General features: G+C 60.6%; 11 protein-coding genes and 1 tRNA gene. 6 read left to right on the top strand and 6 right to left on the bottom strand.

The features are described from left to right. Positions 1-204: 204 nt before the first annotated feature. The 4 genes from KBX14_RS02995 to KBX14_RS02980 are packed head-to-tail and all read left to right on the top strand — an operon-like array spanning position 205 to position 3540. Positions 205-1113 carry a DUF808 domain-containing protein gene (locus tag KBX14_RS02995; RefSeq protein WP_070362706.1) on the top strand — a complete coding sequence of 303 codons (909 nt, stop codon included), beginning with the start codon at positions 205-207 and terminating at the stop codon, positions 1111-1113. A 12-nt stretch (positions 1114-1125) separates the two neighbouring features. Next, entirely contained in the window at positions 1126-2013 is an 888-nt protein-coding gene (locus tag KBX14_RS02990) for a DMT family transporter (protein ID WP_256041813.1), read from the top strand. A gap of 38 nt (positions 2014-2051) precedes the next feature. Then, positions 2052-3065, top strand: coding sequence for a hypothetical protein (locus tag KBX14_RS02985; RefSeq protein WP_256041812.1), 1014 nt, complete (start codon positions 2052-2054; stop codon positions 3063-3065). Between the two features lie 49 nt (positions 3066-3114). Continuing rightward, positions 3115-3540, top strand: coding sequence for a cupin domain-containing protein (locus KBX14_RS02980; protein WP_070479414.1), 426 nt, complete (start codon positions 3115-3117; stop codon positions 3538-3540). Positions 3541-3558: 18 nt separating this feature from the next. On the opposite strand, the gene selB is transcribed toward KBX14_RS02980, so the two are convergent. The 3 genes from selB to KBX14_RS02965 form a co-directional block, all read right to left on the bottom strand. Further along, entirely contained in the window at positions 3559-5331 is a 1773-nt protein-coding gene (gene selB / locus KBX14_RS02975; RefSeq protein WP_256041811.1) for a selenocysteine-specific translation elongation factor, read from the bottom strand. A gap of 7 nt (positions 5332-5338) precedes the next feature. Then, positions 5339-6628 (bottom strand): L-seryl-tRNA(Sec) selenium transferase, encoded by a 1290-nt coding sequence (gene selA / locus KBX14_RS02970; protein WP_256041810.1) that lies wholly within the window; start codon positions 6626-6628, stop codon positions 5339-5341. Positions 6629-6657: 29 nt separating this feature from the next. Then, positions 6658-6752 (bottom strand) — tRNA-Sec (locus KBX14_RS02965). A 24-nt stretch (positions 6753-6776) separates the two neighbouring features. On the opposite strand from KBX14_RS02965, the gene selD reads away from it, so the two are divergent. Further along, a complete protein-coding gene (gene selD, locus KBX14_RS02960) occupies positions 6777-7766 on the top strand; it encodes a selenide, water dikinase SelD (protein ID WP_071573327.1) in 990 nt (329 codons plus the stop codon). Positions 7767-7851: 85 nt separating this feature from the next. Here the strand turns inward: selD and nrfD are convergent, their stop codons facing one another. The 3 genes from nrfD to fdnG are packed head-to-tail and all read right to left on the bottom strand — an operon-like array spanning position 7852 to position 13224. Beyond that, positions 7852-8946, bottom strand: coding sequence for an NrfD/PsrC family molybdoenzyme membrane anchor subunit (nrfD, locus tag KBX14_RS02955; RefSeq protein WP_070362713.1), 1095 nt, complete (start codon positions 8944-8946; stop codon positions 7852-7854). After that, complete coding sequence (locus tag KBX14_RS02950) at positions 8947-9945, bottom strand: 4Fe-4S dicluster domain-containing protein (RefSeq protein ID WP_070362714.1); 999 nt, start codon at positions 9943-9945, stop codon at positions 8947-8949. A 9-nt stretch (positions 9946-9954) separates the two neighbouring features. Beyond that, a complete protein-coding gene (gene fdnG, locus KBX14_RS02945; protein ID WP_256041809.1) occupies positions 9955-13224 on the bottom strand; it encodes a formate dehydrogenase-N subunit alpha in 3270 nt (1089 codons plus the stop codon). 154 nt (positions 13225-13378) lie between these two features. On the opposite strand from fdnG, the gene KBX14_RS02940 reads away from it, so the two are divergent. Beyond that, a complete protein-coding gene (locus KBX14_RS02940) occupies positions 13379-13876 on the top strand; it encodes a ferritin (RefSeq protein ID WP_070362717.1) in 498 nt (165 codons plus the stop codon). The last annotated feature ends 61 nt before the right edge of the window (positions 13877-13937 follow it).

Below are 13937 nucleotides of genomic sequence, written 5' to 3'. Positions count from 1 at the left end.
CCCGATGAGATGCATTCTATTCCACCACATAAGATTGCGACAATGGTAAATAATTCAGGTTTCTGACATGGTTCTACACTTTTGGGGGTGCTTACTGACAGCCTTTTCACAGTTCCTTCGCCCTTGAGCGCACAAAGGTATCTAGAGAGCGCCGTGTAGACTTTCGGTCGCCCACCGCAACGATTCCTAGGAAGGGAAATACACATGGCCGGAGGTCTCCTCGCCCTCTTTGACGACGTCGCCCTCATCGCCAGAACCGCAGCTTCTTCTGCAGACGATGTGGCTTCCCTCACGGCGAAAACGTCTGCCAAAGCCGCAGGTGTCGTCATCGACGACGCCGCCGTCACGCCCCAATACGTTTCCGGCGTCACCCCGGCGCGCGAACTTCCAATGATCTGGAAGATCACGAAAGGTTCGCTACGGAACAAGTTGCTCATCATTTTGCCGATCGCGTTGGCGCTCAACGCGTTTGCGCCGTGGGCAATGGTGCCAATTTTGATGATTGGTGGCACATATTTATGTTTCGAGGGCGCCGAGAAGATCGTGCACAAATTGACCAGTGATGTTGAGGCTGACGAAGATGCGGCCGTACACCGTACTGCTCAGGACGAAGATGCACTCGTGAAAAGCGCAATTCGAACAGACCTCATCTTGAGCGCGGAGATCATGATCATCTCCCTTGACGAGGTGGCGGATCAATCCATTTGGATGGAAGCTGCCGTGCTCATTGCGGTGGGCATTTTCATCACCCTTGCGGTCTACGGCGCTGTGGCGCTGTTAGTCAAGATCGATGACATCGGCCGAGCGATGATCCAACGCGATCGCGCAGCGGGGCTGGGGCGCGCAATGGTGAAGTCAATGCCCGTTGTGCTTTCGGCGATCGGTGTGATCGGCACCGTTGCGATGCTGTGGGTTGGCGGGCACCTCATCCTTCGTGGCCTCGACGAGGTCTTTGGACTGCATGTGATTCATGAGGTGATCGAACGCGCTGTGAACACCGTGCATAACGGTGTCCTTGGTTGGTTCGTGGAGACTGGGATTTCTCTGACCGCGGGCCTGGTAGTTGGCCTGATCGTGGTCGGTGTGGTGTCCGCGATTCGGCGCGTCCGGTAAGGGGGAGGTTCCATGGCAGCGCGCTCGACCCGTACGTTGGTTCGCCCCATTGGCCTTATCTTCGTTGGGTCCCTGGGCAATCAGGTCTCCGCGTTGCTAGCTGCTTCCCTGTTCGTCGTCGCTAGTACCGTCAGCATTTCAACACTGCGCTTCTTGCTGGGCGCCGTTATTCTTCTCGTACTTTTTCGGCCGAACCCTGGTGAGATGTCGAAAGAGCAGTGGAAGCAGGCATTCATCTTCGGCGCGTCGATCGCGCTGATGAATCAGTTTTTGTACGCAGCTATCGCGCGTATCCCCCTGGGTGCTGCAATCACTATCGATTTCTTGGGCCCGTGCTGCGTGACATTTTTTGGTATTCGGCAATGGTGGATTCGGCTGTGGGCGCTGGTTGCCCTCGCCGGGGTTGCATTGATTGCCGGGCCTTCGTCGGGGCTCAATCCCCTGGGAGTGGTGTTCGCGTTGTGCGGCGCCGCGTTCTGTGCGCTCTACACAATCTTCGCGGAAAAGGTGGGCAAGTCCTCGGGTGGAATGGGAGAGCTTGCAATCGCAATCACGATCGCAGCTTTGCTCACGCTGCCTTTTTCAATTCATGATGCAGTCAAGCTCGATGCGCATAGCTGGATGCTCCTGACGTTGGCGGGCTTCGTTGGCGTCGTCATCCCCTATATGGCGGACACGCTGGCTGCGCGGTTTACATCGGCGCAGATTGTCGGCACGTTGTTCGCGATGGAGCCGGTGCTGGGCACGGTTCTCGGCGTGGTGTTTCGCGGTGACGTGCTCACTCCCCATCTGGTGTTAGGTATCTTGTGTGTCACGGTCGCGGGTGTTGTAATCGCATGGTTTGGCGCTGCTCCCCCGCCGCCTGTTGAACAGGCCCCGCGGCGCTGGCCGCAGCAATGAGGTTGTGACTTTTTGGATGCAGATAGGAGTATGACGCTGTGGAACTCTCTCTCCCCGTGTACCCGCTTGCGCCATCGACGTGGGGCGCCGGCGAGGAGGTGACCGTCATTGACGTCGTGCAGTCGCCTTTGTTTGCTGAATTCGGCGGCACGCGCCACACGTCATACGTGCCGGTAGTGCTCGAGCCAAACGCGGTCGAGGAAAACTGGCGGGTACGGAGGCTCGGCGCCGGTGTTCTTGGAGAGATTGCTCAATTCGACCGAGCCCGTTACGTCGACATGGAGCGAATCCATCAGTCGCAGCTGCTACCGATGACGTTGGCTGCGGTGAAGTTCGATGCTGAGCACGGCAAGTTCGCCGTCGATGTGATTTTGCCACCGCCTCAGCTCGCTGTCCCCCGCAACAATGCGGGTCCTGATTGCCTTGTGCTGCCAAGCGGTGACATGGCGATCATCAATACGGAGCGAGGCGAGTTCAGCGCGGAGCAACTCGCAAGCCTGGCGCCAGGCCAATGGTTTGTTGGACTACAAACCGCGGGCGACACCGACGTCGTAGTTACGCTGGGCGAGCGCGTGCTCGGCTGCGTCTCGGCAGCTGACCTTGACGATGTTCGTGCCATGCTTCTCGACGCCCCTTCGCCCGACAACGGATGTATAGTCGCCCGCGCATTTTTCTTGGATGGCATGGCGGCCCTCGACATTGCTGATTATTCAGACGCAGCAGACCCGATGTGGCTGCACGTGCCTGACCTCACGCACTCTGGCCCGGACGGTGGGAAACAATTCGAGACGGTTCAGTTCCCCGACGGCTCGTGGGCTGTCACCGTTGACCGTTCCCGTGCCGCAGTTCCTACCCGGCCGAGAACGAACACTCAGGGTGCTGAGCCTGCACCGCTGGTGGACATGGACGTCGTGGAGGACGAAGGGGCGTCGATACTTGCTGAGCCAGCTATGGCTGAGCCCCTTAGCAGCGACGACGGCGATTACCTGACCGAGGTTCAAAAAGCACGGCGGCGCCGCAGCCAAGACGCAGGCCGGCACCGCAAGCCCTAAAGCGCGCTATGCTGTGGAGTGAAACCGAACCTATTTGCGAGGAGGAATCATGTCCAAGATTTTGCGCACTGACCACGGGCCGAACCCAGTTACGTTCGACATTGAGCAGGCAACGCTTGATAACGATGCATTTCGTGACACTCTGTGGACCGGAAAGCACCTTCAGCTGACGGTGATGAGCATCCCAGCAGGTGGCGAGATTGGCGCAGAGATTCACGACGATCACGACCAGTTCATTCGCGTCGAATCCGGCGAGCTGCGCGCGATGATCGGCCCATCCGAAGACAATCTGACTGTTGACAAGGTCATCGGCGACGATGACGCAGCGTTCGTTCCTGCTGGCCAGTGGCACAACTTCGTGAACGAGTCCGACGCCCCGGCGAAGGTGTACTCAATCTACGCCGCTCCAGAGCATAAGCCTGGCACTGTCCACGAGACGAAGGCCGACGCGGACGCAGACGAGCACGAACACTAGAACAGCCGAACGAGGCTGCTACGTCAGCACTCGAACACCCGCCTCTATCTGGCGGGTGATTCCGCGTGCGTCTAGAAGCTCGAGCAGCGGGATGGCAACGCGGCGGGTCGTCTCGAGCGCCTGGCGCGCGTCCGTCGTGCGGAAAGGCTGAGGCAAGTCCCGCAGCCTCGCGGTTGCAAGCGTGATCGCATCTGCGGCAACGACTACGCCGCCGCCGAGTCGTAGAATCCTTCCGGCCCGCTCCGCTGCCGCAAGCTCTTTCGCCCCCAGGCCGAGCTGTTCGAGATCGCGCGCCTCGGGCGCCTTAAATGGATGGGCAAGAAGCTGCGCCTCGAGTTTCTGGACCCCTGGCTCTGCCTCCCCGAGATCGACCTCGGAGGTGTTGCAGACGTACCCGTCGCGAGTGTTGAGTTTCGCAGCGGCGACAGCAAGCGGCAACAGCTTCGCGTCTGGCAGATGCAGAGCTTCCACGGCCGCGCCAGTAGCTAACCCAGCCGACAGTGGATGCGCCGCAAGGTGTGCTTGCAATGCCTGCAGCAACGTGTCTTTCCACTCCATTACCTGCTGCGCGCGGATCCAGTACCCGGCAAACGCCACGGTACCTTGCGGAGGCTTATCGCCGACCTCAAATCCAAGGCTTGCCAACAGTTCTGGCCGCACGGCCACCCGTCTGGCGATCTCCACGTTGATATCCGGCAGCTCCTCAAGCTGCGCCGAGCGCCTCCGCCCGTCGCCGCGCCGAGGAAGGGCGGGCGGGTCGACGTCGATAGCCTCTACCCCGCCGAGAATTTGCTGCGCACCGGAGCCTCGCAGCACCAACCGGTCCCCGATGCTCAGCACCAGGTCGTGCTCGAGGATGAGCCTGGCGTGCTTTGCACCGAACGGTCGCACCTTCGCGCTGACTCCTGCAGTACCGACGTGCACCACAACCTCCTGCGGCACGTCGTTCAGTGCAGCCCCGTGGGTATGGCGCACATCCACCACAGAGGTCGTGTGCCACTTCCCTGGCGTGCACAGCGCCGCGCCACGCGAAACTTCGTCGACGCTCACTCCGCGAAGGTTGAGCGCGACGCGCATCGTCGGCTTGGCTTCTTCAACTGCGGTGTCCTCCGACTGGATACCACGCACGGTGACTTCGCGTTGACCTGCATCGGTCTGCAGCGTCAGCGTCTGCCCAGGTTGAATTGTTCCGTTGGTGAGCGTCCCCGTAACAACGGTCCCGGCGCCTTTGATGTGAAACGCCCGGTCGACCCACATCCTGATCCGCCCGGCGGGGTCCGCCGTCGGCTGTTGCCGCAGCATCGCCACGAGCGCACTCCTGAGTTCTTCAATCCCCTCGCCCGTCTTGGCAGAAACTTCGACGACGGGCCAACGCTCCATACTGGTACCAGCGACATTCCGTCGAGTTTCTTCAGCCACAGCTTGTCGACGCCCAGCATCCGCCTTATCCACCCGTGTCATCGCGATAACACCATGCTGGACGCCGAACGCGTCGATAGCGTCCCGGTGATCCAATGTTTGCTGCATCCAGCCCTCGTCCGCAGCGACGACAAACAAGACATCCGTGACTGGCCCAACACCTGCGAGCATGTTCGCGATGAAGCGCTCGTGCCCGGGGACGTCCACGAACGCGATGTCTTCGCCATCGACGTTGGTCCACACGAACCCGAGGTCGATCGTGAGCCCCCGGTCTTTCTCTTCATCCCAGCGGTCCGGTTCCATTCCGGTAAGCGCTTTGACCAGGGTGGACTTTCCATGGTCGACGTGGCCAGCTGTCGCAACTACAAACACGTAACACTCAGTCCTTTCCTTGGGCCGCTCGAATCGCGGCTGCGATCTCGTGGTCGCGCTCGGGTTGCACGCAGCGCAGGTCAATCAACAACTCATTCTCGTGGACACGTCCGAGCACAACCGGGGTACCTGCCCGTAGCGGGGCTGCCAACGACTGATCAAGCGCAACAGCCCAACCGGGCAGTGGGAAGCCCGGCGCGCCGCCTCCTCCAACGCGGCCGTCGTGCGGAACCACACTGCCTCCAACCTCCGCTGCAATCGCTACTGCGCGGGCTTTGAGCTGGTCGGAGTTTGCGTGTAGGTAGTCGTGGACTGGTGTGCTGGCGATGTTCAGGCTTGCCTCCAGCGCCGCGAGGCGCAGCTTGTCGATGCGCACTGCGCGCGCCAGCGGGTGCCGCTTCAGCTTCGCAATGGCGTTCTTCGTTCCGACCATAACGCCTGCCTGCGGCCCACCAAGTAGTTTGTCGCCGGAAAACAGCACCACGTCCGCGCCATCGCGCAAAGCTGTGGTGGCATCTGGCTCGTCCGGCAGCAGCGGATCAGGGTGAAGCAGGCCCGAGCCGATGTCAGCGATCAGGGCGCAGCCGCGGGGCCGGACAAGCTCGCGAAGCTGCGCGATAGTGGTCTCCGCGGTAAACCCGTGCACCCTGTAGTTCGAGGGATGCACCTTCAGCACCGCTCCCGCGTTGTCGAGCGCCCGCTCATAGTCGAAAGGATGCGTACGGTTTGTCGCGCCAACTTCAACCAAAGACACTCGTGCGCTCTCAATGAGCTCAGGCAGGCGGAACCCCGCCCCAATCTCGATAAGTTCGCCGCGGGAGATAACGACGTCACGCCCCTCGGCGAACGTAGCCACGGCAAGGAGTAACGCCGCTGCGCCATTATTTACTACCAGCGCGTCCTCCGCCGCTGGACATGCAGCCAGGATTGCATCCGTGGCGGCCCTGCCTCTATCGCGGGATCGAACGCCTGCTGCGAGGTCCATCTCTACATCCACATATTGCGCGGCATCCACCATCGCGTCTATTGCCTGCGGGGCAAGCGGTGCTCTGCCGATGTTGGTGTGCACAACCACGCCTGTTGCGTTGAGGACTGGCGTCAGGGACCCGGGGTGGCGTCGACAAGCGTGGAGAAACTCCGGGGTGACCTCTTCAGGGGTGATCTCGCCGTCGCGGGCGCGCTGCTGCAACTTCCCTGCGAGCGCCTTAAGCGCGTGTGGCGCCAACGCGGTGTGCTCCTGCGCTGCAAGCGTAAGCAGTGCGTCTGTGCGAGGGATTCGACGGCGAGGATCATTCATGTGCTTCCCCTTACAACAACACAACGTTTTGGCGGAGACGGACAGGAATCGAACCTGCCAGGCCGAGATGCTCGACCTCACCAGTTTTGAAGACTGGGGTGGCCACCAGGACACGTACGCCTCCGAAAAGCAACGCTACCATGTGGGTATGACTGCTGATAATTCTAAGATTCGTTTGACACAGTACGCATCCGGTGGCGGGTGTGCGTGTAAGATTCCACCCGGTGAGCTCGAAGAAGCCGTCCAGGGACTGGTCGGCTTCGCTGACCCGAACGTGATCGTTGGCCTCGACGACGGCGACGACGCCTCCGCGATTCACGTCCGCGACGACCTCGCCGTCATCTCCACAGCCGACTTCTTCACCCCGGTCTGCGATGACGCCTACACCTGGGGCAAGATCGCGGCCGTCAACGCGCTCTCAGACGTCTACGCGATGGGCGGCACCCCAATCACCGCCATCAACCTGCTCGCCTGGCCACGGGATGTCCTCCCCTCAGAGCTCATCCGCGACGTACTGCACGGTGGCATGGACGCCGCCACCGCAGCCGGCATCAGCGTGACCGGCGGGCACTCGATCACCGCACCCGAGCCGATCTACGGCATGGCTGCCACCGGCATCGTGGACCCGGCCAAGCTCATGCGCAACGACGCCGCAGAGGCCGGCCTGCCCATCACCTTGACCAAGCCGATCGGCTCTGGCCTACTGAACAACCGCCACAAGGCAACCGGCGATGTCTTCCCGCAGGCCATCGAAGTAATGACCACGCTGAACAAGGAAGCCTCCGAAAAGGCAGTCGCCGCCGGTGTGAAAGCCGCTACCGACGTCACTGGTTTCGGCCTCCTCGGCCACTTGTTCAAGATGGCACGCGCTTCCGGGATCGACGCCGTCATCGACCACACGAAGGTCCCATTTATCGACGGCGCCCGTGAAACGCTCGAGGCCGGCTACATCCCTGGCGGCTCGAAGCGCAACCTTGACTGGGTACGCCCCAACGTCGACTCCGATCTGGACGGCGACGAGTTGCTGCTCCTTGCGGACGCCCAGACTTCCGGCGGGCTGCTCGTCATCGGCGAGATCCCCGGCTACCCCGTCATCGGCGAAACTGTCGCAGGCACCGGCCGCGTTCAGGTGAAGTAGCCGAAATACCAAACTAGAAATACAACACTGCCCCTCCAACACGGTGTGTGAGAGGGGCAGTGTTGTGTGTTAGCTCCAGTCGCAGCTAGGCGGTAGTGATGCCGTCATCAACCTTGCCCGCTTCACGGCGCTTGCGCAGGCGCTCCCGCTGCGGTTCAACGACGTACTTCGGGTCCTCGGTGGACTGCTTACCGGCCTCGAGCACCGCGAAACGAGTCAGGCAGGAACCCGCCATCAACGCGACACCCGAAATACCTGCGAGTACTCGACTCTTTTTACTGAACAGCGCGCCAACGCCACCAACCGCGAGGCAAACCTCGGAAGCCTTGAAAAGCTTGCCTGCCTTGCCCGTGGAAAACGCTTCCTTAGAGACGTCGTCCAGTTGGCTCGTCATGTAGGACGTCGCTGCGACATCGGCGGCTGCGCCCACGACACCGAGTGCTCGCGGCACAGCAGCATTCTCCGTCGAAGTGGTGAGCAAGCCCATGCCACCCGTCGCTGCGGTCGCAGATGATACGAACACGAACGGTAGGTTCTTGCCCGCCTCCTGCCATGCAGGCACCGACGTGTTGCCGATCAGCACCGCGGTGTACGCCGCGAGCGGCGAGGCAAGCACACCGCCAGCAATACCAGCCGGGGTCGCTGCGAACTCAATAAACGAGCGCAGCGGGCTTGGCAGCGGCAGCTTCTTGCCAGTCAGCTCGTCGAGTTCCGGAAGCATAGCAAGCCCCTGCAACGCGGAGAACGAGCCCAGCAGCCACGAACCGACACTCATCGGAGATGACAACTTGAACACGCGGAACATGTTCAGCAAGCGCTCCGGGCGACCAAGGTCGAGCACCAGGCAACCGGAGCCCACCGCGGCGGCAGCCATCGAACTAATCCGCATGTTGCGACGCAGCTCCTTGTTGCCTGTCGCGTCAGCTCCCACGGCCAACAAGGAGGAACCTCCGGCGAGGCCGCCGAGGAAGAAGTAGACACCAATCGGCCACTCCCACGGCGGGAACTTCACAATCGGCTTGCCGTAGTAGGAGTCAAAGTGCTCGAAGCTTGCCTCCGGCACCATCAGCTCTTCGCCACGACGCTTCTTCGGGCCCCGTGGGCGCTCGCCTTCCGCTTGATCACGTCGCCGCGGACGACGCGGCTCCTGCGGTGGACGGTAGCTATCAAACTCAGCCATTTACTTCCTACCTCCGATCAGGACCGCGGCTGCAATAGTGCCAACCATTCCGGCTGCGGCAATGACGCCGCGCTTCGCCAGCTCCGGCAAGTTCGCCGTTGGAACCACTGGGTCTGGTGGAAGCCCGTAGACCTCTGGCGCATCCAGCAGCAGGAAGATTGATCCTGTACCGCCTACGCCGTCGTTCTGGTTTGCGCCATACAGGCGAGCTTCCGTCATACCCTGCGCGTGCAGTTCCTTCACGCGCGCCTTCGCAAGCGCGAGCATTTCATCGTAGGTGCCGTACTTGATTGACGTCGTCGGGCAGGTCTTGGCACACGCCGGCTGCTCGCCCACCTGAAGGCGGTCGAAGCACATGGTGCACTTCTGAGCCACCCCGATGTTCTTAATCGGCGCGCTCTCACCAGGTGTGAAGTCCTCACCCTTGCCGGAACGCTCGTTGCGCTTGCGAACGCCACCATCGCTACGACGCTCAATGACGCCGAACGGGCAGCCAGCAACGCAGGTACCGCAGCCATTGCAGACGTCATCCTGTACGACGACGGTGCCGTGCTCGGTGCGGAACAACGCACCCGTCGGGCACACGTCCAAGCAACCAGCGTTCGTGCAGTGCTTGCACACGTCGGAGGACATCAGCCAGCGGAAATCCGGAGTATCCGGCAATACCGCGCGGGTGGAAGCCTCTTCGGCAGGCTTGACGCTCGGCATTCCAAGCCCGACGAGCTTTGCACCCTCTTCACGAGCCTGCAGAATCCGGTCCTCGCCCTGCTCAATGAACGCCACGTGGCGCCACGTGTCCGCGTTCAGCGAACCGGTGTTGTCGTAGGAGTTACCAGACAACTTGTAGCCGTCCTGCGGGTTTCGGTTCCATTCTTTACATGCAACCTCACACGCCTTGCAGCCAATACAAATCGACGTATCCGTGAAGAAAGCCTTGCGAGCCTCCTTCTCGTACCCGATGTTGGCTGGGGATTCGGTGATCTGATTCTTCGTTTTCATCGTCAAAACCTATCCTTCCCCGTTCGCCATATTCTTCTTCGTCGAGTCGTACTTCGCCGCCTCGGTGTCACCGAGCTGCTCACCAACGATGACGTCTTTCGACTCGTCGGTCAGCTTGGTACCGGTGTCCTCCGTCAGGCGCGCACGGCGCTGGTACTCACGCACCAGCTTCATGCGGTCCTCGCCGCGCGGGCGTCGGCCCGGCCGGATATCAACCGCGGAAACCTTCGACGCCTGGATGTTGACGTTCGGGTCCAGCATGATGCCCAAAAGGTCGTTCGGTCCATCGCCTTCGACCTCGGCGTAAGAACCTGCGCCGAAGTGGTACGGCATACCAATCTGCTGGAACTCGTGACCGTCAATGACCAGAGTCTTCATGCGCTCCGTGACCAGCACTCGCGCCTCGATGGCGTTGCGCGGCGAGATGATCGTCGCCCAGTCACCATTCTTGAGACCGACCGCTTCGGCCAGCTTATGCGAGACCTCACAGAACAGCTCCGGCTGCAACTCCGCCAAGAACGGCAAGCTTCTCGTCATCGAACCAGAGGTGTACGCCTCCGTCAGACGGTAGGTGTTCAGCATGTACGGGTACACGCCAACACCCGGCTCGCCAAAGTTCGGCGCCGAGAGGTTGTCCTCCCCACGCATCACAATTCGCGACGGCGACTGCTGCTGCTTGTACAGCGGGTTCGCAAACGGGGACTCCTGCGGTTCGTAGTGCGTCGGCATCGGGCCGTCAACCATTCCGGTTGGCGCGAACAGCCAAGCCTTGCCGCCAGGCTGCATGATGAACGCATCATCACCGGCAAGCGCCGCAGGACCAACCGCGTCGCGCTCTGGCTTAAACCCAGGTGCGCGGTTGACCGGGAAGTCCACAACATCGTCGGACTCCCACAGCTCCTTGTCCTCGTTCCACCAGACCAGCTTCTTGCGCTCCGACCATGGCTTGCCATCCGGATCCGCAGAAGCACGGTTGTAGAGCACGCGGCGGTTCATTGGCCATGCCCAGCCCCACTCCAACGCCATCGCGTTCTGCTCCTGGCCTGGGCGCTTGTTCGCCGAACGGTTGACGTCATCAGCGTACACACCACAGTAAATCCAGCAGCCGGAGGAGGTTGAGCCGTCAGCCTTGAGATCCGCAAACTTGTCTACAAGCTGTCCCTTGCGAGGACCGTCGAGGTAGTAGCCGTTGATCTCCTTCAGCACCGACTCCGGCAGAATCTCACCGTGCTCATCGCACTCGTAGTCCCAGGTGATCTTCTGCAACGGCACGTCGCGCGGGTCGGTCGAATCCTTGACGCGCTCCTTCAAGCGAAGTCCCAAGTCGTAGAAGAACTCGAGGTCACTCTCGGCATCGCCCGGCGCATCCTTGGCCTTGTAGCGCCACTGCAGCACACGCGAGGTCTGGGTAAAGGTACCAGCCTTCTCGACGTGGTTCGCTGCTGGGAAGAGGAACACCTCAGTGTCGATCTCCTCCGGCGAAATCTCACCGGACTGCACCTCTGGAGAGTCCTTCCAGAACGTTGCCGTTTCGATTTCAGAGAAATCACGTACGACGAGCCACTTCAGCTTGGTCAGCGCCATGCGCTGAATGCGACCGTTCGACTGCGCAACCGCAGGGTTCTGGCCGAAGACGAAGTAGCCGTCGACAAGCCCCTGGTTCATCAGCTGCAGCGTGTGGTACGTCGAGTGCGCACCAGTCAACCTTGGCATGAGGTCCATGCCCCAGTTGTTCTCCTCGGTTGCGGCGTCACCCCAGTAGGCCTTCATCAACGACACAGCGAAGGTGTCGCCGGTCTGCCAGAAGCCCTTCTGATCACGCTTCGACACTGCTGCCAAGTACTCGTCCCACGTCTGGTGCGTGGACTGCGGCATCGGCAGGTAGCCAGGCAGGATGTGGAACAGCGTCGGCACGTCCGTGGAGCCCTGAATCGATGCGTGGCCACGCAGCGCCATGATGCCCGAACCCGGACGGCCGATGTTGCCCATCAGCGTCTGCAGGATCGCACACGTACGGATGAACTGTGCGCCCAACGTGTGCTGAGTCCAGCCAAGCGCGTACGCGAAGCAGGTAGTGCGATCGCGGCCAGAGTTCTCCGCAATCGAGTTCGCGAGGAAGTAGAAGTCCTCCTCGGAAATACCACACGACTCAGCAACAACCTGCGGGGTGTAGCGGGAGTAGTGGCGCTTCAAAATCTGGAAGACTGTTCGCGGATCCTGAAGGGTTTCATCCTTCTCAACGTCCCACGAAGTCTGCGCATCCCATTTCTTGCGCGCCTGCCACGACTCGTTGGAGTAGCCGCCCGTTTCAGGGTCGTATCCAGAGAACAGACCTTCGAGGTCCTCGGTGTCCTGGAACTCCTCACTGATCAACGTCGAAGCGTTGGTGAATGCCTTGACGTACTCCTCGAAGTACAGGTTGTTTTCCAGCACGTAGTTGATGACAGCACCCAACAGAATAATGTCGGTACCACCACGAATCGGGATGTGCTTATGCGCCATCGCCGACGTACGCGTGAATCGAGGGTCAACGTGGATGATTCGTGCACCACGCGCCTTCGCCTCCATGACCCACTGGAACCCAACTGGGTGCGCTTCGGCCATGTTAGACCCTTGGATGACAATGCAGTCCGCATTCGCCATGTCCTGCAGTGGCTGGGTCGCTCCACCGCGTCCAAACGAGGATCCCAAACTGGGAACCGTGGACGAGTGTCATATACGAGCTTGGTTTTCTACCTGCACCGCGCCCGCTGCAGTCCACAGCTTCTTGATCAGGTAGTTTTCCTCGTTATCCATCGCGGCGCCGCCCAGGCCTGCGATGCCCATGGTTCGACGCACAGGGCGCCCCTTGTCGTCGAAGTCCTGCCAGCCGTTTTCACGGGCTTCGAGGAACCTGTCGACGACCATTTCCATGGCGGTTTCGCGGTCAAGCTTGACCCATTCCTTGGAGCGCGGTGCTCGGTACAGAATGTCGGTCACGCGGTTTTCCGCGTTGACGAGCTGCTCGGAAGCTGCACCCTTCGGGCACAGGCGTCCGCGTGAGTGCGGAGAATCCGGGTCGCCTTCAATTTGAATGACCTTATTGTCTTTTACATATACGCGCTGGCCACAGCCAACAGCGCAGTACGGACACACGCTCTTGACAACGCGGTCCGCTTCTACAATGCGGCCTTCCATTTCTTGGCTGCGCGCAGATTCGGTGTTTTCGCCTCGGGCGAAGGCGTCACCACCGCGTATCTGGCGCACAACCGGCCAATTTAAGGGACTAAAACGAGACATACCGGCAAGGATAGCCCATTTTGCGAAGGTTCCCCATCGACATACCCCCAGGTCATTGATTAGGATACCCTTACTTTTGATGCATTTTTGCCTCGCAGGCGTAAAATAGCGCCGTAACATCAGTTTTCAACTACACCTTCAAAGGAGCTTGACTATGGACAAGAAATTGCAAGATGCAATGAACGAGCAGGTCACTGCGGAATACCAGGCGGCACTGCTGTACCGCCAGCTCGCCTACACCATGGAGGCACAGTCTTTCCCGGGCTTCGCATCCTGGTTTGCTGAGCAGGCGCAGGAAGAGTGCGACCACGCAGAGAAGTTCGCAACGCACCTCATCGACCGGGGTCACGACGTCACCTTGCACACCGTCGCACTCGACGCTCCATCGATCGATTCCCCGCTCGCAGCGTTCAAAGCAGCGCTGGAGCACGAGCGCAAGGTCTCTGCGATGATTCGCAACATCGCCGGCATCGCCGATGAGGTCAAGGACTTTGACTCGCGCTCACTTATCACCTGGTTCCTCGACGAGCAGATCAGCGAAGAGGCAACGGTTTCCGAGATTGTTGACCAGCTGACACTTGTCGGCAATGATGGTTCTGGACTGCTGCGCCTGGACTCGGGTCTTGGTCAGCGCAACGATTCTTCGAACTAACCCAATATTCGCCCAATAATTATCGACGTCCACTTCCCCACAGCCTGCTGCGGTGAAAGGG

This window comes from Corynebacterium sp. CCUG 61414, from assembly GCF_024453945.1.
Classification (GTDB): domain Bacteria; phylum Actinomycetota; class Actinomycetes; order Mycobacteriales; family Mycobacteriaceae; genus Corynebacterium; species Corynebacterium pseudogenitalium.
This window is presented reverse-complemented; position numbering and strand designations above follow the sequence as displayed.

What these genes read in the sequence shown, in the direction of transcription:
- KBX14_RS02990 (WP_256041813.1), top strand. Translation starts at nt 1,126, where the DNA reads ATGGCAGCGCGCTCGACCCGTACGTTGGTTCGCCCCATTGGCCTTATC.
- KBX14_RS02950 (WP_070362714.1), bottom strand. Translation starts at nt 9,945, where the DNA reads ATGAAAACGAAGAATCAGATCACCGAATCCCCAGCCAACATCGGGTAC.
- KBX14_RS02995 (WP_070362706.1), top strand. Translation starts at nt 205, where the DNA reads ATGGCCGGAGGTCTCCTCGCCCTCTTTGACGACGTCGCCCTCATCGCC.
- KBX14_RS02980 (WP_070479414.1), top strand. Translation starts at nt 3,115, where the DNA reads ATGTCCAAGATTTTGCGCACTGACCACGGGCCGAACCCAGTTACGTTC.
- selD (WP_071573327.1), top strand. Translation starts at nt 6,777, where the DNA reads ATGACTGCTGATAATTCTAAGATTCGTTTGACACAGTACGCATCCGGT.
- nrfD (WP_070362713.1), bottom strand. Translation starts at nt 8,946, where the DNA reads ATGGCTGAGTTTGATAGCTACCGTCCACCGCAGGAGCCGCGTCGTCCG.
- selA (WP_256041810.1), bottom strand. Translation starts at nt 6,628, where the DNA reads ATGAATGATCCTCGCCGTCGAATCCCTCGCACAGACGCACTGCTTACG.
- KBX14_RS02940 (WP_070362717.1), top strand. Translation starts at nt 13,379, where the DNA reads ATGGACAAGAAATTGCAAGATGCAATGAACGAGCAGGTCACTGCGGAA.